Here is a 22,441-nt window from a genome sequence, read left to right as displayed (position 1 = left end):
CTGTCATTTATTGTCGGCGAGGGTGTCTGAGACTTCAAAGCGTACTTTCGAACGGATGTCGGCGGAGGAGGTTCCGACAAGGGCTTCGAAGGAGCCGGGCTCACAGACCCATGCATGAAGCGAGGGGTCGAAGTGGCTTAAGGCGTCGCGGTCAATCTCAAAACTGATTTCTGCGGTTTCCGAAGGTGCCAGTTTTACCTTTTTGAAGCCTTTCAGTTCCTTCACCGGACGAGGGAGCGACGACTTGAGGTCAGATATGTAGAGCTGTACCACTTCCGAGCCTTCACGGTCTCCTGTATTGGTAACCGGTATTGTAAGGGTCAATTTTCCGGATGTGCCAATGGAAGATTTGTCAACCTTTGCCTTGCCATATTTGAAATCGGTATAGCTCAGGCCGTGGCCGAAGGGGAAAAGCGGTTTGACTTTATTTCTGTCAACCCAACGGTAGCCCACGAAGATACCTTCGTCATATTTGCAATCAACAATCTTGCTTCCGTCATTGCGTGGAGTACCGGGATAGAGGCCGAGGCTGTGGACACCGACATCACCAAGTTTCGCGGGGAAGGTCATCGGAAGCTTTCCGGATGGATTGACAGTTCCGGTTATGACGTTTGCTATCGCATTTCCGCTTTCCGTTCCGAGATACCAGGCCTGAAGAATAGCAGGCACATCATTCACCCAAGGCATGGCCACAGCATTGCCGGAAATGTTGACCACAACAAGATTGCGGTTGGCACGTGCGAGAGCGCGTATCACATCATCCTGTCCGTAAGGAAGTTCAAGTGCGGTCCTGTCGGAATCCTCGCAGTCCTGATGAGCGGATTTGTTGAGACCACCTACAAAGATGACGCAGTCGGCATTTGCAGCCACATCCACGGCTTCGGCAATCAGTTCTTCAGCCGAACGGTCATCCTTGAGATTCTGTCCGGTGACCACTCCATTGTACTCACCGGTCGGGTCTCCGACATAGCCTCTGGCATAAACCACCTCTACATCCGGACCAAACTTGTCACGGAGACCGTCGAGGGGAGAAAGTTCATACTTTACTTTGAGCGAGGAGCTTCCACCACCCACAGTCATCATCTTCAAAGCATTCTCACCGACAACGGCCACACGGCGGACAGTTTTCGGATTGATGGGAAGGACTTTGCCGGAATTTTTCAGCAACACTATCCCCTCCTCGCCTATGGTGCGTGCAGCTTCAATATGCTCGGGAGAGCAGATGGAACCATAAGGACGATTGCGGTCCATGTTCGTGCGGAATGCCAGACGGAGGATGCGGCGCACCTTGTCGTCAAGCTCTTTCGTTCCCACCTTTCCCTGTTCGATAAGCGAAAGATAGGGATTGGCGAGATAATAGTTGTCGTAGGCATTGCTTGCGCCGTTTGACAGGCCATTGGTCCAGCTTCCAAACTCCATGTCAAGGCCGTTGGTGATGGCTTCAGCCGTGTCGTGCGTGCCGCCCCAGTCAGAGACTACCACACCATCGAAACCCCACTCGCCTTTGAGGATGTCGTTGAGCAGATATTGATTGTGGCAGGCGTGCTGATTTTTGTAGAGATTGTAACTGCCCATTATCGACCATGTCCCACCATCCTTGACAGCGGCTTTGAATGCTGGAAGATAGATTTCATGGAGAGTGCGGTCGTCAATGATGACATTGGTCGTATGGCGGTTCACCTCATGATTGTTAAGGGCATAGTGTTTGACGCAAGCGGCCACACCGTTGGACTGCACACCTTTTATATATGGCACAACCATTTTCGAAGCAAGATAGGGATCCTCACCCATGTATTCGAAATTGCGACCGTTGAGCGGAGTACGGTAGATGTTGACACCGGGACCGAGCAGGATGTCCTTGCCACGGTAGCGGGCCTCCTCGCCGATGCTCTTACCATAGAGCATCGCTATGTCAGGATTCCACGTTGCGGCGAGGCATGTAAGAGCCGGAAAGGCCACGCAGGAGTCGTTGGTCCAGTGGGCCTGGTTCCATTCGTCCCACAACACTTCCGGACGGATACCGTGAGGACCGTCAGTGGTCCAGAATTCCGGTATGCCAAGTCGTGGAACACCGGCAGATGAAAATTTTGACTGGGCATGGAGCATGGCCACCTTCTCCTTCACGGTCATGCGTGAGAGGGCATCCTCGACACGTTCGTCAATTGAGCGAGTGTCATCAAGATAGACGGGAGTGGAAGCTGTCGCGGACAGGACGCAGACAGCAGCGGCAAAAAGCGGAATGAATATTTTTTTCATAGGATGTCTGTTCTCTATTTAATTTCAATGGGTTTCAGACCCATCGATGCGATATAGGTAGCCTGGGGATGGCAGTTGGCAATCTGACAACTGTCAAGAAACTCAGTCATAGCCTTGCGCACCTTGTCGCGGTCAGGCATATTGGAACGGATTTCGGAGAACGTGGCATGAGGACCTTCGGAATATTTCACAATCTCAGCCCACTCTTCAGGCATACCGATACCCATCATGCAGGAGCTGTCGCGTTTCTTGTAAGGCCAGAAAGTATAGCCGATATTGTTGTCGACCATCACCTTGACGAAATCGGCCTGCCATTGGTCCGTGTTGTGGCCGATTTCACCCATATACATAGGACGGTTGGTATTATCGCGGAAATCAATATAGCTCTTGATGGCCTCGGCAGTCGGCTCTCCACCATAACGATGGCAGGTATACATCAACTGAGGGTCATTGAAATCAACCCCCTCGAGCGGCGTGAAATTGCTGTTCCATTGCGGGGAACCGATGAGGATGATATGATTCTTGTCAACTTCGCGGATAACGGGGATGGTGCGCTTATAGAGGTCAACCAGTTTGGCATTCAGTTCATCGCGATTTTCAAAATGAGTTGCGACAGGCTCATTTATAAGTTCATAGCCAAGTATCACAGGTTCATCCTTATAGCGCGACGCTATGCTCTTCCAAATATCAGCGAACTGCTTCTGCGACACCTCGCTCTCCATGAGCCAGGGATAACCGTAGGAATCGTCGATGTTGTCGCCGGTCTGTCCCCCGGGTGCGTCGTGCATGTCAAGGATGAGATACAGCCCATTGTCGCGACACCATGTGACCACACTGTCAACACGGGCAAAACCGTCCTGTGCCGAAGTCAGGCCCATATAGTCCTCATCGGTGAAAAGCTTGTAGTGGAACGGCAGACGGATTGTGTTGGCTCCGGTTCCGGCTATGAATTCAATATCCTTGCGGGTAATATAGTTATCTTTGAATTTGCTCCAGAAATCGGCTGCGAAATCCGGACCGGCAAGTTCGCAGAAGAGGTCGTTGATCTGACGCGGAGCGTTAGTGCGTCCGAACCCGAACATGTAGCCCTCCGGATTGAGCCAATTGCCAAGGTTAGTCCCGACAATCAATAATTTCGACCCGTCGGGGGTGATGAGGTCATTGCCCTCCACCCTGACGAAATTGTGGTTTGCAATCCCGTCGGCTGTAGACTTTGAATCGCCGCAACCGGAAAATGCGACAAGTCCGGCCACTGCCAGAGAGGTGCATAAAGTCATATATCTGTTCATTGGTTTCTGATATTTATGATAATGTGGAAAAATATGAGAGAAATAAGACATTCCCGGTACCGTAGTCAATACCGGGAATGTCCGGTTGTCTTAAAAATGCCATTATCACTAACAGCTTGTCCTGCTTGCGGTATTACCGATCCGGATTGACGCACACGGAATGATAGGAGTCGCAAGAGAGGACGATAAATCAACCTGTCTTACCTTAAAAATATATTATCGCGTCTTTATATCGCTTGGCATCGACAGTGCATGTCGTCGCGGAATCAGAGGATATTGACGCTCACTCTGTAGTTCTGCGAGAAGATACGCACCGAATACTTGCCGGCCGAGTGCTGGTAGGTGCTGCTCACGTCGGAGCTTGACGGTACGGTTGCATCGGGGGAACAAGTCATGATATTGAAGGTGCCTTTCTTGCCGTTGAGAGCCTTGATATAGATATTCTTGACTCCCTTGAGCGCGTTTGGCCACTGCATCTCGAAAGCGCCTGTCGAACCGGGGGCGAGAGTGTTGCCGTTCTCATCGACAACCTCATAGTCCACACCTCTGACGAGTTCGGGCCCGTCGTAGGCAATCATATCATCGTTGCTGTACTTGTTGAGAGCCACGATATACTTTTCACCCTCGGGTTTGGGTGCGGTCCAATAGTAAGTGACCACATCATAACTGCGGTTGAACTCGCTCCAGAACTGCATGGGGACGGCTACGGTCTCGCCTTGGTTGACATTGTAGAAAACCACGTTGTTGTTTCCGATGCCGTTGGCCGTTCCGGGCTTGTCATAGCCCCAGACCTGAGGGCCGTAGAAGTATTCATGTTCAACGGACTTGTCATAATCCCAATCATCATCGCTGCACGAAGCAAACGACATGGAAGCGAAGAGAGCGACAAGTGTATATATTGCTTTTTTCATTGTAGTTGTTTTTTAGGTAGAGATTAAGTGTGTTGATGTATTTGTTGTGTCACGGGAGGAAGTGATTATTCCCATCCGGGGTTCTGTGTCACCGCACCGCCTGACTGAGCGATTTCGTAGAGGGGCACCGGATAGAGATAGTCTCTCTTGGTGTTGAAGCGACGGTCTTCGGCAAACTCAATCACATAGAGGTCATCCTGAGTTCCGTAGCGCTGCTTGCCACGGAGCTGACCTCCGACGGTCAGACGATCCTTGAGCTCGTCATATTTGCTCTGGCTTGCCACCTCTTCCGCGGGACAGAGAGCTCCGATGATGTCGACGGGAAGAACCTTCTCGGCAATTTTCCAACGGATGATGTCGTCGTAACGTTTGTTCTCATCAATGAACTCCACAGTGCGCTCGCGACGGATTTCTTCAAGCATGTCGAGGCCGTTGGCACTTGCGAAGGCGTTGGTGAGCATGGCCGGCATACCGACGCGCTTGCGGAGGGCGTTGACGGTCTGGTCGAGCTGATCGTCAGTGATGGAACCGTTGTACTCGTAGAGGGCTTCGGCGTAGGTTATAAGGACTTCGGCATAGCGGATGGCCATCCAGTCGGTCCACTCCTTGCTATTGGTCGACCACTGGTTGAGGTCAAAACCCTTCTTGATGCTGTAGCCACGATGGAAGTTGTGGGGGGTGAAGGCTCCTTTGTAAGCCTCCTCGCCGATCTGATAGCAAGTCATTCCCAGACGGGGATCGCGGTTGGTGAACACGTCATCATAGCTGGTCTCGGGAGTGATTGTATAGGCAGATTTCTCACGTGGGAGACCGTCGGTGTAGAGGAAGAGATCCACCACGTTGCGCGTAACGCTGACAGTGTTTTCCATCTGGCGGATGGTTCCGTGGGTGGTAGTGGCGGCCGAACCGTTGGGACCGTATTCCTTCACGAAAATGTTCTCACGGTTCTGACGACCTTCGGCCACATCCTGGAAGAGCTTCTCGAAATCGGGATAGAGGCTGTGTTTGCCACTCGCGATGAGTTCGGCTGCAGCATCAATACTCTTTTTCAGATGAGTGCGGTAGTCAGAGCTTTGGTCGCTGTGGTATTTCATGCGGGTTCCCTCGTAGAGACCTACACGGGCAATCATAGCGATGGCAGCCTGACGTGCAACATGTCCCCATTTGTCGAGCTTGTCAATATCCGGAAGCCATTCGGCTGCGAATTCAAGGTCATCATAGACCTGCGCGAGCACTTGGGCACGCGGTGAGCGGGGCATCATGATGTCAGGGTCGGTGGTATTGTTGACAGCCTTCAGCATCAGGGGCACATCACCATATTTCTTTGTAAGTTCGAAATAGTAGTAGCCACGGAAGAAGCGGGCTTCGGCGAGATACTTGTTGAGGACTTCGGGTGTCACGTCGGCACGGGGTGCCTTTTCGATGATATTGTTGGCGATAAAGATGCGCCAGTAGGCATCCGTCCATGCGCCGTTGGTCGAAGGGACCTGCACATTTCCTGAGCTGATCGAATTCGCGCCGCCGGTGGTAAGTTCATCCGAACGGTAGTCATGTTTGAAACCGTCGCCGAGGTCATTGTTGCCGTTCATCTGCTCGTAGAAGCGGTTGCAGGCTCCGCGGAGGTCGCCTTCGGTTTTCCAGTATGAGCTGTCGGTCATTGTGGTCTCAGGCACCATGTCGAGGTCACATGCGGTCACTGACAAGGTCAGCGCACCGATAAGTATGTATTTATGAAATGTTTTCATTGCGATTTTTACGGTATTAAAGTGTGAGGTTTACACCGAATGTCCAGGTGCGGAAGAAAGGATAGTAGTTGGCCGAGGGCTTGTTGCCTACTTCGGGGTCAAAGACCTTCAGCATGTTGGTGTGTTCCCATACGTCGTCGCCGGAGATGTAGACGCGGAGACGTTCGATGGTCTTGCGCGGAATAGGAATGGTGTAGCCGAGTGTCACGTTCTTCAGACGGAGATAGGAACCATCCTGAATCCAGCGGTCAGATGCCTTGTAGTTGAAGTTGTTGCCGTTGTAGAGACGGGGGAACGCGGCGTTGGGGTTGTCCTCTGTCCAATAGTCAGTATGGATTGACCAAGGCATGTCGTAGGTGTTTTTGAGAGGTGCGATCTGGTCAGGCTCTACATACACGCTGCGCTTACCCACTCCCTGGAACATCACGTTGACATCAAAACCTCTCCACTGTGCGCCGAGGCTGAATGTATAGAAGTAACGGCCGTTGGATGAACCGAGATAAACGAGGTCACCGGGATTCTCGGGAGTGGCGCCACCCTGGCCAATAGTGTGGTCAGGATTGCCCTGTGCGATATATTTGATGTCACCGCCCGACACTTTCGCGTCATTGAATGATTCGTAGCCGGGATGAGCGGCCTTGTAGTCAAGATATTCCTGACGGCTCTGCCACATACCGTCGGTCTTGTAACCCCAGATTGAGTTGAGGGGATAACCTTCGAGGATGTCGACCGAACCCTCGGTGATGGTGTTCTGACCTTTGTAGCTTACCACCTTGTTGTCGGCGTCGCTGAGGCTCACGCTTGCATTCACCTCAACTTCACCGAAGCGGTTGCGGTAGCCAAGCTCGATTTCCCAACCCCATGATTTGAGCGTACCGACATTCGATTTCGGGACGGTGATACCGACGATATTCGGGAGGGTGACGTTGGCAAGCATGTTATCATTCTTCTTCCAGAAGTAATCGGCTGTAAGGGTCAGGGTGTTGTTGAACATTCCGAGATCAAGACCGATGTTGGTCGATGTAATGATTTCCCAGGTCTTGTCGACAGAAGCCATGGCGCTCTGATAGTAGCTTGCCTCGCCCATGTTGATGCCACGGTTGATGGTTGCGATATAGTCATAGAGACCGAGGATGGCACCGTTGCCAAGCTGACCCCATGATGCACGTACCTTCAGGTTGTTGATGGGATCAACATTGAACCATTCCTCCTGACTTACACGCCAAGCTGCCGAGAAGGAGGGGAAAGCGTGCCAGCGGCGACCGGGAGCGAGGCGTGAGCTGCCGTCGTAGCGGACATTGGCCTCGAAGAGGTAACGTTCGTCAAAATTATAGTTTATACGTCCGAAATAGGAGCTCATGGCCCATGTCTCAATATTGTCGGAGAGTGAGGTGTTGGTTGCCTCTTCGTTGTTGTAAGCGTTGAACGAAAAGAAATCGTTGCTGTTGAGATTCTTCACGGTGGCGTCCATCTGGTCCTTGCGGTAACGCTCGTAAGAGGTACCTGCGAGTACGTCAATCTGGTTTTTGCCGAATTTGCCATTGTAGGTGAGCAATGCCTCCACGTTGTCATGATATGCATTGTTCTTCTGGCGGTAATATGAGTTGGGGTTGTTGGCTGACTGACGCACACCCATGCCGAGGCGGTCATACCATATAAGTGTACGCTTTGAGTTCCGCGCGCTGTAGAAATCGGCGTGACGGCTTGCGCTCAGGCGGAGTCCGAGACCTTTGAGGAGGTAGTCTTTGATGATAAGCGAGCCCTTGCCGGTGAATGACTGATACTGGGTGTCATTCTCGCCGCCGTTCTTCATGATGTCGATGGCGTTGACCTGAAGGTCACCGTTGTAGATCTGCTCATCCTCTTCAGGATTGTAGATAGGCTGACGGCCACGCACGCGATAGAGGCGCGAAAGGATGCTGGCAGCTCCGTAGGGATTCTGCTTTAGGAATTTACCGTCGTAGCTTGCGAGCACTTCGAGATTGATGTGCTGATTGAGCTCGGTGTTGAGGTTGATGCGGAGATTATAGCGCTCGTTCTTGTCAGGACCGTATTTGAGGATACCGTTCTTTGAGAAGTAGCCGCCTGACACAAGATAGTTAGTGGCCTTGTTGCCTCCGGTGATGCTCACATTGTGGTTCTGCTGGAAGGTGTATTTGCGTGTGCCCTCTGCAACCCAGTTTGTGCTTTCGAAGAATTCCCAGCGACCGTTGGTGTTATTGGGACGGTAGCTGAAGTTAGGATTGCCAATCCATGATGCGAATTCAAGCGAGCCATCAGTGCCGCCACCTGCCTGGATACGTGCTTCATTGATCATCACCTGCTCCTGCCATGCGCTTACGCGCTCAGGCATCAGGCCGGGCTTGTTCATACCGACATAACCGTTGTAGCTGACCTTGGCTTTGCCTTCGGTGCCGCGCTTCGTGGTGACGAGGACGACACCGGCGGCTGCGCGTGCTCCGTAGATGGCACAGGCGGCTGCGTCTTTGAGGACTGAAACGGATTCAATGTCGTTGGGGTTGACGAGTGTGATGTCTGTCTCCACTCCGTCGACAAGCACGAGAGTCGAAGTCGAGTTGGCTGAAGAGAAACCGCGGATACGCATACCCGAAGTTTCCGAGCCGGGCTGACCGCTTGAGCGGAGCACCTGCAGACCGGGCACCTGACCCTGAAGAGCTGAAAGCGCATCGGATGCGGGACGGTTGGCAAGCGCATCACCGTCGACAGTCGATACTGCTCCCGAAAGGTTGACTTTTTTCTGGGTACCATAGCCGACAACGACAACCTCATTGAGCATTGTTGATGTTTCTTCCATGGTAATTGTTCCCTTAACATCTCTTGCCGGCATCTCAACCGGAGTATAACCGACGTAGGAGAACTGAATGATGGCATCGGCCGAGCTGACCTTAAGATCGAAACGACCGTCCACGTCGGTGGAGGTTCCGACAGTGGGATTATTCTTGTCAATCACTGTCACACCAATCAACGGTTCGCCCGTTGTCTTGTCGACCACATCACCTGAAATCGGGAAAGATTGGCTTTGGGCCATCGACAGTAGAGGACAGAAACTGCACAACCATAAGCCAAGAAGGAGCGCTATGGTCCGAGCATCCTGTTTTTGCGACTGAATTTTCATACAATACTTAGATTTAAATGTAAGAGAATTTGTTTAAGTAGGTGTTTAAGGTTCACACCGCAAAATTACTATCTAATAAATGTAAGTCAGATATGCAAGTAATTTGGTAAAGTAGGCCATTGCAAAAGCAAATAGCTGTTAATTAATATTTTGAAGATTTAAAAAGTAAGGGTGCGGACAACCTTGATTAAGGGTTGTGGAACGATTTAAGGTATCGGATTTCACTGTCCGAGTTCAAATTTACCGAGTGTCCTGACAGTTTCTGCAAAATGCTCCTTAGGAATGCAGGCTTTGTTGCGGATACGGAGACGGTTGTTGTAGACCGTCTGGGCTGAACAATGAAGGAGGGCGGCTATTTTGACGGAGTCGGTGATGCCGAGGCGGACGAGGGCATAGATGCGCAGAGGCGTGTTGAGCAACTCCCCTTCCCCAAGGATAATCTGTTCGTCGGGGCGCAGGAGTTTGTTGAATTCCTTGACAAAATCGGGGAAGAGATTAAGGAAGATAGTGTCGAAACTGTGGTAGAACTCTTTCAGTTCGCTTTGGACCATCGATGAGGAATCGACAGTCTTGCGAAGGGCTTCAATCTGTCCGGTCTTAAGTTTGCGCGACACATCCTTGCGGAACGACTCCAGTTTGTTGATGTAGTCACTGCATATCGAAAACATCTGTCCGACATATTCCTCCTTGATGAGATTGGACTCCTTCAGTTGGAAATTGACATTACTGAGTTCGGAATTTATCTCTTTAAGGCGGCGGTTGGTATCGTCCTGCGACTCGCGCAACACCGTGAGTTCGGCCACATTGGTCTTCAACTCTTCGTTGAGGCGCGACAGGCGGGTCCGCGACTCGTTGAGACCCTTGTTCTTTCGGACGATTATTAATATGGCGACAATAAGTACCAACGACAACACTGCGAGAATCACAAGATAGACATGCAGACGCATACGCTGCGAGACATCACGCTTGCCATACTCCTCGCGGATGGTTTTCTCAAGGTTGGCAAGAGTGAAAGCGCGCACACGGTTATGAAAGCTCTGTGCCTGTTGCTGACAATAGTTGACGTATGTGTAAGCACGGTCGATATTGTCCTCGGCAAGCATGAGTTTGCCGAGTTCTTCAAGCGAAGCAATATCCTTGTTGGCAATCTGCGCATCGCAGATGGCTGATACCGCAAGATATTTTATGCGGTTGTCCCGATCATTCTGACGCTCATAGAGGCGGGCAAGGACATAGGCTTTCATCGCATCCGCGCGTGAATCCATCGCCGCAGAATCGACATCGGCTTTCAGTTCTTCAATCATGTTGCGGCGTTCCTCCTCCGATGCGTTAAGGGTCACCCAACCCCGGTACCACAGATACATCGGGTCATCGGCAGAGGCATGGCGCAGTGTGGAGTCCTGATAGGCACGGCTCTGGATGTAGTAATCCACGGTTCCGGTCAGATCCTGACCGAGATACTGCCCGTAATGAGAATACAGATATGCCAACTGATTGTAGTAATCAGCCATGAGGTCGGCCGGAATTTCCGTCGGGTCGATACCATCAATCACGTCCTGCGCCTCTTTGAGCAGACCTGTCACGGCAAGAATAAAGGAGCGGTTTATGTCCCACTCTATCCGGCGGGAGTTATCCCCGAGACTGATGGCAATAGCATGGTTGCGGTTGGCGTAGACCATCGCGGAATCGGCATTGTAGACGGAATATTCGTCAAAAAGATTTTTGTTTGACCAATAGCGTTCTTCAATGGTGCGGGCCTGGGATTCCTTCTTGTGGAGTTCGGACAGCCGATGACGCTTGACCCCTTCCCACTCCTCGGATTTTTCAAGTGCGGCGTCAAGTTTCTGCAATATGGCCTCCGTCTCGGAATTATGCGCCGACACCGGCAGGAGAAATCCTGCCAGTGCCGGAAGAGCCAATAATAGTATTATACGGTATATTGACATCATATATAACTTATTATTATTTAAAATACTTCTCGCCATCACGCTTGCGCAGCAGAGCTTCAAGATAATAGTAATCGGCATACACGAGAGGTACGTCTATCTCACTTCCGGCCGGATGATGACCGGTAGAGTGGTCAAGAAGGAATCCTTCCTTTTCACCCGGAGCCACTGTATATCTTTCGGTAAGAGATGCGAGGATGCTGTCGGCGGTCGTGCGGTAGCTTGCAGCTCTGTCGGAATTAACGTATGAAGCGAGTTCATAAAGGCCGGACGCGATGAGTGAGGCTGCCGATGCATCGCGTGGCACTTCGGAATTATCGTTGGTCTCCGTTCCGGGAGCCTTCATGTCCCAGTAAGGCACATTGTCGACCGGCATGTTGGGAAGCGAGAGGAACCAGTCGGCTATTCCCTTGGCATGTTCGAGGTAACGCGGATCTTTCGTGTAGCGGTAACACATTGTGTAGCCGTAAAGCCCCCACCCTTGACCGCGGCTCCAGAAGGAATCATCAGCATAGCCCTGAGCTGTGACTTTCATCCTTATATCTCCGGTCTCGGGGTCGTAGTCAACGACATGGAATGATGAGCGGTCGGGACGGAAATGATTTTTAAGGGTTACGTCGGCATGACTCACCGCAATGTCGCGGAAGCGCTTGTTGCCGGTTGCTTCTGCCATCTTGAAGAGCATTTCAAGGTTCATCATATTATCGATGATGACGGGATATTTCCATCTCTGCGCATTGTGGTCCCAGGAGCGGATTGCACCGACTGTCGGATTGAAACGTGTGCAGAGGGTCTTGGCAGCCTGATGGACCACATCAAAATAGCTCTTCTCGCCGGTGATTTCCCATGCCTTACCGAAACTGTCGCCAATCATGAATCCGAGGTCATGGGTACCACCGTGCATTTTGGCTTCCTCGATGGGCCATGTGTATGTGACTGCTTGCTCCCGCCAGTAGGGGTCGTTGGTGAACTGATACATCATCCATAGTTCTCCCGGGAAGAAACCGGATGTCCAGTCGTGGGGATGCACCAACGCAAGTGTGCCGTCGGGATTAAGCGTGCGCGGACTCACCCGACGCTTTGAGGCATTGGCTTCGTTTTTCTTTTCCGCCTTGGTGCGCTTTATCGCATGTTTGAGCTGGACGGATGCGTTGGCAAAAGCATCATCAATGTCATCGGGGGTATAGTAAAGGAGTGTGAAACGTTCGGTCGGATTGAAGACCCGATGGGTCCGGTAAAGCGTCTTATAATCGGTGCGTGTGGTGTCGACCATAGTTGCGATTCTCCAAAGGTCGCGCACCACATCCTGCTGCTTGCTTTCCCATCCGTTGAGCTGCTGTCCCGGCCATTCGGTGACATCCTTGCCGAGATATGCAGCCATGAAATCCATTGCCTTATAGAAATTGCGGCCTTCGGCATCAGTGGCATTGTCGATTTTCACATCGCCCAACTTATTGGCCATCTGGAATATGTCGATAAAATGCGTGAGGTTGTAATGGGAATAATGATACGAGAGCGTCCGTCTCATTTCGTGGGGTTGTGTGCCATCCGGAGCAATCTGGGTGAAGATGCGCTTGGCAGGCACCTCGCTGATTATCTTACGGGCAAGATCGTTGCGTCCGACATACATGGCGATTGCTATGCCCTGTGCATCGTATGCGGTTGAGTGATTATTGGCCGCGCGCGATTCCTCGATGCCTTGTTCGGATGTTAGTATCCAGTCAAGGAGAGATCCCATCCAGCGTTTCAATTCCTTGTCGTTCTTCTTAGTCCATGATTTCGAACCGGACAGCAGTGCCACGCCATCGAGCATCTCGACAAAGGAGTAACCGTCAAGCACTCCGTATGACCGTCCTTTGTTTCCGTTAATTCCGGGGACCATCTGTGCGTACTCAAAATGCGGGTTCATGCGCGTGTCGCGGTCGAGGAACCATGCTTTAAGCAGTTGGGTGGCCTTGGCAGCATAGCGTTCGTCGCCGCTCAGATGCCAGGCAAGTGCAAGAGTGCTGATGCGATGTGCAGTCTGACCGAGACGGTTACGGTCGTAAAGATTGATTTCCGGATTGGTCACACCGTCGCGGTTGACGTATGGAAGACCGTCAGCTTTCGATGGGTCCGGGTGGAAATAACGGGCAAGACTTGTGTAGTCATGGTTGTTGCCGCTCGGCGATGGTTTTTCTTTCATCATCACGCTTAGCGGAGCGGCATCGAGCAGACCGTCGGCTTCATTGATGAGCGAGGAGTAGGCCTGCGAGTACATCGGGCGTTCGAGCTGTGTTTTGACCATGTCGAGATGCTGACGGCTCCAGACCGATTGAGCATAAGCGGTGCCGAATGTCGTCAGCAACAGGGTCATTACCGATATGATTGATTTCTTCATGAGTGATATGGGGATTAGATTTTTCTTATCTTAATAGCTGAAAGAGAGGTTGTGACACCATCGGTCGAAGGGGCAAAGCTGATAGAAATACCCCGCTCGCCATCAACGTGAGCCGTGTATTTTCGTCTTACCATAGTCTTGACTCCCGCCGTCGAGCCGGGCGAGAAGGCTTCCTCCACTTTCCGTCCGTTGATGAGGATGTCCATGCTTGTCCATTTGTTGCCGTCAGAGCCGGCATTATGTCCAAGCATATAGGCCGATTGTGCCGACGGTGAGGCCAGTTCGGCAAATAACAGTTCCACCTCATAGTCTCCCGGAGCAACGTCGAGACGGTATTCCTCCAGTCCGGTGACACACCGTTGGAAGAGCGGCCCATCCGCTGTGAGAGAAATTTCGTCCTGACTTACGCTACGCTTGCCTCCGATGTGGCCATAAAGACCGCCGGGAGTATATTCACGGTCCGGAATCCATGAGAGACCGCTATCGTCCGAACGGAAATAGCATCCGGAGCCGACATTGACAGCAAGTTCTTCTGTTGTCAGGTCGATGGATGAACCGGTGCGCCCGATGGTGTGGAGTGTGACAGTCGCGGCATCGAGAATTTTTTCGGGTGATTCGTCAGATGCAATCTCTATCAGGTTGTGGCCCGGAGTAAGCGGTACGTTGAAAATAGCGTGGCAATTATCCACTTCTTTGCGGCCGAGGGCCATTCCGTTGATTTTTAGCACTACAGCCGGGAGATTGGTATAGACTTTTACAGGATGCTCCACGTGTCCGTTTCGATTCGGGATGTCTGTTCTCTCCGGCCAATCGCGCACTGCGATGTGGGCCACGGTGTCGGAAGAGACATCATGCCATAAAGATTTGTAGTAATAGGACACATCCTTTTTGAGACGGTCATTGGTGACAATACCTTTATTGTTGATGTGAGGCATGGACTCTGCGCGGTTGGCCGACGAGAAGTCAATGAAATTCCAATGTGATGCACCTGCGACAAAAGACGAGTCCTCAATCACCGGGAGGTAATGTTCGAGATACTTCTGCTGATACTCCATGCTGAAATCAAAGGGTTCGGGATTCAGCGAATGGATACGCAGGTCGGATCCGGCTCCGTATTCGCTGACAATCAGACGATGGTCAGGATGTTCACGGTGCTGACGTGACAGGAATTCTTCAAAGCCGTCGAAACGACCGCCATACCACCCTTGATAAAGGTTCCACCCCTTCACATCGGTAATGTCGGAGAGGCCTGCTCCATGATACACGTCGCTCCCATGAAATGCCATTGTGGTCATACGGGTTGAATCCTCCTCAGCTACAACTTGTTCCAAGCGCTTGGCAAGCGCAAGTGTGCGCTGCTTTGTGAGGTCTTTATTCTCGCCGGGCATACGGAGAAGAATCTCGTTCATGTATCCCCACATAGCTATGGATGGGTGATTGTAATGGTCGCGTATCATCTCGCGCAACATTATTTCGCAGTTTTCAGCAAATTTCCCGCTTTCAGGGACATAGTCTATGACCGGAATCTCTTCCCATGCAATGAGGCCAAGGCGGTCGCACATCTCCAACACGGCATCATCCTGAGGATAGTGGCTTATGCGGATGAAGTTTGCCCCCATTTCCTTAATCATACCAATGTCACGGCGATGTTGCTCATCCGTGAGTGCTATTCCCATAGGGCTTTGGTCCTGATGACGACATTGACCGCGAAGCTTATAAGGCTTGCCATTAAGGGTAAAGCGACCTTGATCATCAAAGCTAAAGGTACGGAAACCTATATTCTCGCGCAGAGAGTCTACCTCACTACCGTCAACCGACAAGTCGAGGACCAACCTATACAACGACGGAGTTTCGGGTGTCCACAAATCTACTCCACATATATTATTAAAGGAGAGACTATAAGGCTCCAAACCATTGTTTAGAGTCACTTTCTTTACCCGAGATGTCAGATATGTTCCATCGGGTGCATATAGCGATGCCCTGATTTCAGCACGGCACTTTTTGCCGGTGGCGTTGACAATAGTGCCGCGAATGTCAGCACTGCCTACACCGTCCTTTCCAACGCGAGTTGTGACCTTATGGGAAGCCTTACTTTGGATGGCAAAATGAACGGGAGCGGCAGCAATCAACCATGAATCACGGTAAAGACCACCCATGAAAGTAAAGTCAGCGGAATGTGGAGGAATGTTGCGGTCAGCATTGTCCACCCTTACGTTCAGTTCATGAGTTGCACCGGGAGTAAGGTAAGGAGTAACATCTATTATATGTGATGAGTAAGCCCCGATGTGGGAACCCACAGATTTTCCATCAATCCTTACCTCTGATTTTGTTGCTGCGCCATCAAATTTCAGATAGAGTCGCTTGCCGTTGAAATTTGAAGGAACACGGATCTGTTTCGTGTACTCACCGGAGCCGCGCTTGTAATCTCTCGAATGATACGCATCCCCGTTCCAACTGTGGGGCAGATGGACCGGCACGGCCACACTGTCGGTTCCATACCTGAACCTCCAACCGTCATTCATGGTGATTGTCTCGTGAGCAGAGGTCACTTTGCCAATCATAGAAAACAGTAATATGAATAACCAAATTTTCACGACAAATTCTATTTTCATGGGTGAAGATTAATGTGATATTACAAAGGTATGGTTTATTTATTTTGGACACAAGACACGGTAACTTTCAAAAGTAAACTCAAAAATTAACTATATTATTGTTAATAAGAGTTTTATTATATTTCATACCGTTATTTAAAGTAAACTTTTTAACCGTATTTTTGCCTTAAAAATTTACTTTAGATAAAATGCCTGATTTGATATTCATAGATTTAATGTTTGTTAATATCGCTACTTTATATTTGAATCTCACATACAGACTTGTGTGAGAATAACCAGTGAAAATAGTAAATTAGTGTGATTAAATATAGTCAGTCCTTCCATGTTGGTCGCAATTCGTTTTTTGTTTAGAGACGCTCACTTTTTAATGTTAATTTATATTGAGAGATGAATATGACAAAAATTTCGTACCTTTGCCATTAATAGGATGTCATCTCTCATGATATGTCAGACTATATATAATAATTACTGAGATTTTGGTATGGGAGAAATAATAAATTATTGGTATTATGGTAATAATTAGGCTATTTCTATATGTAGGTTATGTTGAGTTATCATTGCTATACTTGTATCTACTATATTGAATTACTTTAGTCTTTAATAAACAGTTGTATATGAAATTACGAAATTAATAATGAAGTAAATTTATGAATAATAAAGAAACCTATATACTGTATTCTTAGTCCTATGTTTTTATGCTTACTTTCTGAAAATAAAGTTCGCCATAATTTTAAGGGGAATCTACTTTTTTAGGGATTATGGCATTTAGTTAAGGAATTATGGCATTTGGTGCTACGAAGAATATGCGATTTTTAATTGGCTATAAGCTAAATTGATCTTTGAATGCCGTTGTTGAACGGTTCTATAGTTTAACTTGTACACTTATAAACACAATAATAAAAATGTAGGATTTCGAATTGCTTATTAAGGTATCATCATCGGCGAAATGATGATTCAAAGAGATGTTAATTCATAATTGTAGATGTAAGATGAATAAAAGATGTAAGATGAATAAATTAGTGGTTGTGTTAGGTCTGTGGATTTTTGCGGCCTCTTCTTTCGCGCAAGTGAGGGCGGACATAGAGGTGAGTTATACGGCTTCTGTGCCGAATCTTAAGACCGGCCGAGTAAAAGGGAATCAGTATGTTCTTGTGGCAAATGCCACAGACTCTAAGTTTTACTCACCGATGACGGAGTATATAGATTCGCTTGAGTCAACTCCGGAAGGAGAGGCTATATATAAGGATATAATGCGTGGTGCTTTCGCGAGTGGCAAATTGGACAAGGCTCCGCGTCGTGACGGTAGTTACTATGTCTTGAAATCGACTGCTGATAATTTTATTAAGACTTACGATGTTAATGGTCTTGATAAGTATGTCATGGAGGAATCGATGCCGGATTATGACTGGCAGCTTGCCGACAGTACAAGAAATATCTTGGGATATGAATGTCAGATGGCAACGACGGTTTTCAATGGTCGGGAATGGACAGTATGGTTCACCCCGGAAATTCCTGTAACGAATGGCCCTTGGAAACTCGGGGGACTTCCCGGCCTTATATTGGAGGCAGCCGAACCAACCGGATTGTATAATTTTGTTGCAACCGGCCTCAAGCAGACATCGCGAGAAATCAAACCGGTGTATTCATCCGAATCCTACACTAAAATTGACCGTAAGGAATATTTGAAAATCAAAAGAAAAATGATTGACAACACGGTTTCCCAGATGAATGCACAATTAAGCGGCCTTGGCATTTCAATTTCGGCAGCTCCAAATTCTGCAAAGAACAAATCTCGCAAAGAAATTGATTCCATCGAGACTGACTACTGATATATTTTAGAAGAATTTGACTGTTATAGTACAGCTTTGATTTTACAAGACAGCTTTACCTTTATATAAAGTATTCGACAGCTTTCGACACAAATGTCGGAAGCTGTTTTCGTTAACGGAATCTCCGGCCTTCTATGAGGCATGAAAACTTGCCATATTGCAACTGCTTAAAATATGAACTTTCCGATACATTCCTCTGTTCCATATTTGTTACTTTAAAGCACTTTTGATAACTTTGCAAAAGTAAACAAAAAGTCTCACCATGAGGCGACTGACTGAAAATCACAAAAATCCGGATTTATGACCCAACTGACTGTTTCAATAGAAAACCCCGACATGCTCCGTGACATCAAGAAGGCTATCATGATGATTCGTGGCGTGGTTTCGGTGAAGGCTGAGAAGCCAAAGCCCAATGCTGCTACCGTTGCAGCCATTGATGCTGCCCGCAAAGGTGAAACAATTCATTGTGGGTCATTTGAAAATTATAAAAAAATGGTAGCGAATCTGGATGATGTTTGATTTAAGTATCACTAACCAATACAAGCGAGACCTCAAGTTGGCTCGTAAACGCGGGCTTGATGAAAATCTACTCGATTATATTATCCAATTTTTGATTCAGGGCAAACCACTTCCGGCAAAAAACAAGGATCACGCTCTTACGGGCGATTACAAAGGTTGTCGCGAATGTCATATCACTCCGGACTGGCTTCTTGTATATTCAGTTGACAATGGTATTAATCTTTTGACACTTGTGCGCACCGGCACGCATTCCGACTTATTTTAGAAGGCGAAATCAATTTTATAATTTATGATGCCTTGATGACAATACAAAATGTAGGGCATCAAAGATTATGTCAAAGCTTTAATAGCTTAATTGCTTTCGTTGAGAAATTCTTCCACAATTGCAGGGTCTCCACACATTGAGAGGACGGATCCGTGCTTACGAAAGTTTGCATACGTCTTGCTCATTATGAAGCGACGGAATGCTTCATAAGTGGGTATACCGAGCAATTTAGCAATGCGGCATACTATTGTCCCTGTCTGCGAGGCGGTCAATATGCGATGAAGCTCTTTCTCTTTTTCACTCATTTGTCCCTATTTTAACGAGGATGTACATATCGTTAATTATTTAGATTCCCGTTTTGCGAGAAGCTCTTTTAGCTCCTTTATGACGTTTTCCCAACTTTGCGTGTGAATCGGCTCGTAATGCTTTAGGATATATCCTTCTGTAATATCTGCCGCCTCCATACGATTAAACATATCTGTGTAGTCGCAACCCTCAATCTCAGCAAGAGCCTCCACACACAGAGCAAGAAAACCCATCTTGATTTCCTCCTTGCTAAGTTCAATCCATTTCTCTCCTGTATGGGGATCAATCTCCTCTTTCATCCAATGTATATTTGGAAAAAGGTCGTAATTCCTATAGAAAGTATCTAAAGAATTACGACCTATTTGATTATTTAACTCTCAGAGAATTATTCTTCGATTGCAGCCTGAGCCGCAGCTACGCGGGCGATGGGCACGCGGTAGGGTGAGCAGGATACATAGTTCATGCCGAGACGGGCGCAGAACTTGACAGATGAGGGTTCGCCACCGTGCTCGCCGCAGATACCTACTTTGAGTTCGGGTTTGGTTGCGCGACCCTTTTCAACACCCATCTTCACGAGCTGGCCAACGCCTTCCTGATCGAGTACTTCGAAGGGATCGGTCTTGATGATGCCATGTTCCTTGTAGAACTTGAGGAACTTGGGAGCGTCGTCGCGAGAGAAGCCGAAGGTCATCTGGGTAAGGTCGTTTGTACCGAACGAGAAGAAGTCAGCAACCTCTGCAATCTGGTTTGCAACGAGAGCTGCACGGGGCACCTCAATCATTGTACCAACCTTGTAGGGTACGCTGCGGCCTGCTTCCTCGAATACCTTTGCAGCAGTGATGTTGATGACGTCTGCCTGGTTCTGGATTTCCTTGAGTGAACCTACAAGGGGAATCATGATTTCGGGGTGAACGTCGATGCCGCGTTCCTTGACAGCGAGAGCTGCCTCGATGATGGCGCGGGTCTGCATTTCGGTGATTTCGGGGTAGGTGATGCCGAGACGGCAGCCACGGTGACCGAGCATGGGGTTGAATTCTTCGAGGGAGTCAACCTTAGCCTTAACTTCTTCGAGGGTGATGCCCATCTCTTCAGCCATGACCTTCTGAGTTGCGGTCTGGTGAGGTACGAATTCGTGCAGAGGGGGATCGAGAAGACGGATGGTCACTCCGTAGCCGTCCATAGCTTCGAAGATGCCTTCGAAGTCGCCACGCTGCATGGGGAGGAGCTTGGCGAGAGCTGCGCGACGGCCTTCTTCGTCAGAAGCGAGGATCATTTCGCGCACGGCCTTGATGCGGTCGCCTTCGAAGAACATGTGTTCTGTACGGCAGAGACCGATGCCCTGTGCGCCGAAGTGGCGAGCCTGCTTGGCGTCGCGGGGTGAGTCGGCGTTGGTGCGGACGAGGGTCTTGGTGTATTTGGCTGCGAGGTTCATGATTGCGCCGAAGTCACCGCCGAGTTCGGGTTCGGTAGTGGGCACCTGGCCGTCATAAACTTCACCTGTTGAACCGTTGAGTGAGATCCAGTCACCTTCGTTGTAGGTCTTGCCACCCATTTCAACGGTCTTGTTCTTGTAGTCAACGCGGATTTCGCCTGCGCCGGACACACAGCACTTACCCATACCACGGGCAACAACGGCTGCGTGAGAGGTCATACCGCCACGCATTGTGAGGATACCCTGAGCAACAGCCATACCACGGAGGTCTTCGGGAGAAGTCTCGATACGCACGAGAACGACTTTGCGCTTCTTTTCGCTCCAAGCTTCTGCTTCGTCAGCTGAGAATACGATCTGGCCTGCGGCTGCACCGGGAGATGCGGGAAGACCCTTGGCAACGACCTTAGCGCGCTTGAGGGCTGATTTGTCGAATACGGGGTGGAGAAGCTCATCGAGTTTCTGGGGCTCCATGCGGAGAAGGGTAGTCTTCTCGTCGATTTCACCTGCACGGAGGAGGTCCATGGCAATCTTCACCATAGCAGCGCCGGTGCGCTTGCCGTTACGGGTCTGGAGCATCCAGAGCTTGCCGTCCTGAATGGTGAATTCCATGTCCTGCATGTCCTTGTAGTAGTCTTCGAGACGGCCTGCGATTGCGATAAGTTCGGCAGCGCAAGTCGGCATAGACTCTTCAAGTGAAGGATATTTTTCTGCGCGTACTTCCTCGCTGATACCCTGGAGGGCAGCCCAACGGCGTGAGCCTTCCACTGTGATCTGCTGGGGAGTGCGGATACCGGCAACCACGTCTTCGCCCTGAGCGTTGATGAGGTATTCGCCGTTGAATATGTTTTCGCCTGTTGCTGCGTCGCGGCTGAAGGCCACACCTGTTGCGGAGTTGTCGCCCATGTTACCGTAGACCATAGCCTGTACGTTGACGGCAGTTCCCCATTCTTCGGGAATCTGGTTCATGCGGCGGTAGAGGATAGCGCGTTCGTTCATCCAGCTGTCAAACACAGCGCAGATGCCACCCCAGAGCTGTTCCCAAGCGTCGTTGGGGAAGTCCTTGCCGGTGTATTCCTTTACGGCAGCCTTGAAGAGCTTGACGAGGTTCTGAAGATCTTCGACGGTAAGTTCGGTATCAAGCTTCACGCCCTTTTCTTCCTTCACCTTGTCCATGATTTCTTCGAAGGGATCGATGTCGGCCTTGCTCTTGGGCTTCATGCCGAGAACAACGTCGCCATACATCTGCACGAAACGACGGTAGCTGTCCCATGCGAAGCGGGCGTTGCCGCTCTTCTTTGCGAGAGACTCTACGGTGGCGTCGTTCATACCGAGGTTGAGGACGGTGTCCATCATGCCGGGCATTGAAGCGCGTGCGCCTGAACGTACAGAAACGAGAAGGGGATTTTCGGGATCGTTGAATTTCTTGCCGGTGAGCTGCTCAACGTGAGCGATAGCTTCCTGCACTTCCTTGGTAAGATCCTTGACAACTTTGTCGCGACCATACTGGGTGTATTCGGTGCAGACTTCGGTAGTGATTGTGAAACCGGGAGGTACGGGCATACCGAGAAGGTTCATTTCGGCGAGGTTCGCACCCTTGCCGCCGAGGAGATTGCGCATTGAGGCATTGCCTTCTGCTTTGCCGTCTCCAAAAGTATAAACTCTTTTCATTCTGTAATTAGATATTGATAATTTAATCTGTGAATTACGTTGTAGGTATCATAGTTCCCCGATGGGCCGGGGTGATGTGTTTGAGGATGAGAAGTATAAGGTTAACATCTGTCGCCACATTGCGTCAGTGGCAGTCGTCCTTGCTAC

The 22,441-nt window shown here is 49.7% G+C and carries 13 protein-coding genes; 3 read left to right on the top strand and 10 right to left on the bottom strand.

What is annotated here, in order from left to right; all coding sequences use genetic code 11:
- Positions 1 to 3: 3 nt before the first annotated feature.
- From QZ310_RS02355 to QZ310_RS02320, 8 genes are all read right to left on the bottom strand, one after another.
- Complete coding sequence (locus QZ310_RS02355; protein WP_297069977.1) at positions 4 to 2,256, bottom strand: glycoside hydrolase family 3 C-terminal domain-containing protein; 2,253 nt, start codon at positions 2,254 to 2,256, stop codon at positions 4 to 6.
- 14 nt (positions 2,257 to 2,270) lie between these two features.
- Complete coding sequence (locus QZ310_RS02350) at positions 2,271 to 3,545, bottom strand: glycoside hydrolase family 5 protein (RefSeq protein ID WP_297069975.1); 1,275 nt, start codon at positions 3,543 to 3,545, stop codon at positions 2,271 to 2,273.
- Positions 3,546 to 3,811: 266 nt separating this feature from the next.
- Positions 3,812 to 4,456 carry a hypothetical protein gene (locus QZ310_RS02345; protein WP_297069974.1) on the bottom strand — a complete coding sequence of 215 codons (645 nt, stop codon included), beginning with the start codon at positions 4,454 to 4,456 and terminating at the stop codon, positions 3,812 to 3,814.
- Positions 4,457 to 4,521: 65 nt separating this feature from the next.
- Positions 4,522 to 6,201: a RagB/SusD family nutrient uptake outer membrane protein gene (locus QZ310_RS02340; protein WP_297069971.1), complete on the bottom strand. Its 1,680-nt coding sequence runs from the start codon at positions 6,199 to 6,201 to the stop codon at positions 4,522 to 4,524.
- 16 nt (positions 6,202 to 6,217) lie between these two features.
- On the bottom strand, positions 6,218 to 9,250 hold the full coding sequence (locus QZ310_RS02335; RefSeq protein WP_297069969.1) for a TonB-dependent receptor: 3,033 nt from the start codon (positions 9,248 to 9,250) through the stop codon (positions 6,218 to 6,220).
- 308 nt (positions 9,251 to 9,558) lie between these two features.
- Positions 9,559 to 11,286 carry a DUF6377 domain-containing protein gene (locus tag QZ310_RS02330; protein ID WP_297069968.1) on the bottom strand — a complete coding sequence of 576 codons (1,728 nt, stop codon included), beginning with the start codon at positions 11,284 to 11,286 and terminating at the stop codon, positions 9,559 to 9,561.
- 13 nt (positions 11,287 to 11,299) lie between these two features.
- Complete coding sequence (locus tag QZ310_RS02325; protein ID WP_297069966.1) at positions 11,300 to 13,663, bottom strand: alginate lyase family protein; 2,364 nt, start codon at positions 13,661 to 13,663, stop codon at positions 11,300 to 11,302.
- Between the two features lie 14 nt (positions 13,664 to 13,677).
- Positions 13,678 to 16,224, bottom strand: a complete 2,547-nt coding sequence (locus QZ310_RS02320; protein WP_297069964.1) for a glycoside hydrolase family 2 TIM barrel-domain containing protein — start codon at positions 16,222 to 16,224, stop codon at positions 13,678 to 13,680.
- A 1,058-nt stretch (positions 16,225 to 17,282) separates the two neighbouring features.
- On the opposite strand from QZ310_RS02320, the gene QZ310_RS02315 reads away from it, so the two are divergent.
- The 3 genes from QZ310_RS02315 to QZ310_RS02305 all read left to right on the top strand — a co-directional run bounded on the left by QZ310_RS02315 (position 17,283) and on the right by QZ310_RS02305 (position 18,888).
- On the top strand, positions 17,283 to 18,104 hold the full coding sequence (locus tag QZ310_RS02315) for a GLPGLI family protein (protein ID WP_297069962.1): 822 nt from the start codon (positions 17,283 to 17,285) through the stop codon (positions 18,102 to 18,104).
- A 300-nt stretch (positions 18,105 to 18,404) separates the two neighbouring features.
- The gene (locus QZ310_RS02310) at positions 18,405 to 18,623 is read left to right on the top strand and encodes a hypothetical protein (RefSeq protein WP_297069960.1); all 219 of its coding nucleotides are present in this window, start codon (positions 18,405 to 18,407) and stop codon (positions 18,621 to 18,623) included.
- Entirely contained in the window at positions 18,616 to 18,888 is a 273-nt protein-coding gene (locus QZ310_RS02305) for a type II toxin-antitoxin system YafQ family toxin (protein WP_297070139.1), read from the top strand. Before QZ310_RS02310 ends, QZ310_RS02305 begins: the two co-directional genes overlap by 8 nt.
- 341 nt (positions 18,889 to 19,229) lie before the next feature.
- Here QZ310_RS02305 and QZ310_RS02300 read toward each other — a convergent pair whose 3' ends face one another.
- Together QZ310_RS02300 and ppdK are read right to left on the bottom strand one after the other, a co-directional pair.
- The gene (locus tag QZ310_RS02300; RefSeq protein WP_297069958.1) at positions 19,230 to 19,493 is read right to left on the bottom strand and encodes a DUF3791 domain-containing protein; all 264 of its coding nucleotides are present in this window, start codon (positions 19,491 to 19,493) and stop codon (positions 19,230 to 19,232) included.
- An 86-nt stretch (positions 19,494 to 19,579) separates the two neighbouring features.
- On the bottom strand, positions 19,580 to 22,294 hold the full coding sequence (gene ppdK, locus QZ310_RS02295; RefSeq protein WP_297069956.1) for a pyruvate, phosphate dikinase: 2,715 nt from the start codon (positions 22,292 to 22,294) through the stop codon (positions 19,580 to 19,582).
- Between the last annotated feature and the right edge of the window lie 147 nt (positions 22,295 to 22,441).

It is taken from the genome of uncultured Duncaniella sp., assembly GCF_910577345.1.
Taxonomy (GTDB): Bacteria; Bacteroidota; Bacteroidia; order Bacteroidales; family Muribaculaceae; genus Duncaniella.
Note: the sequence above shows the minus strand (reverse complement) of the source record. Positions and strands in the feature narration are given on the sequence as shown.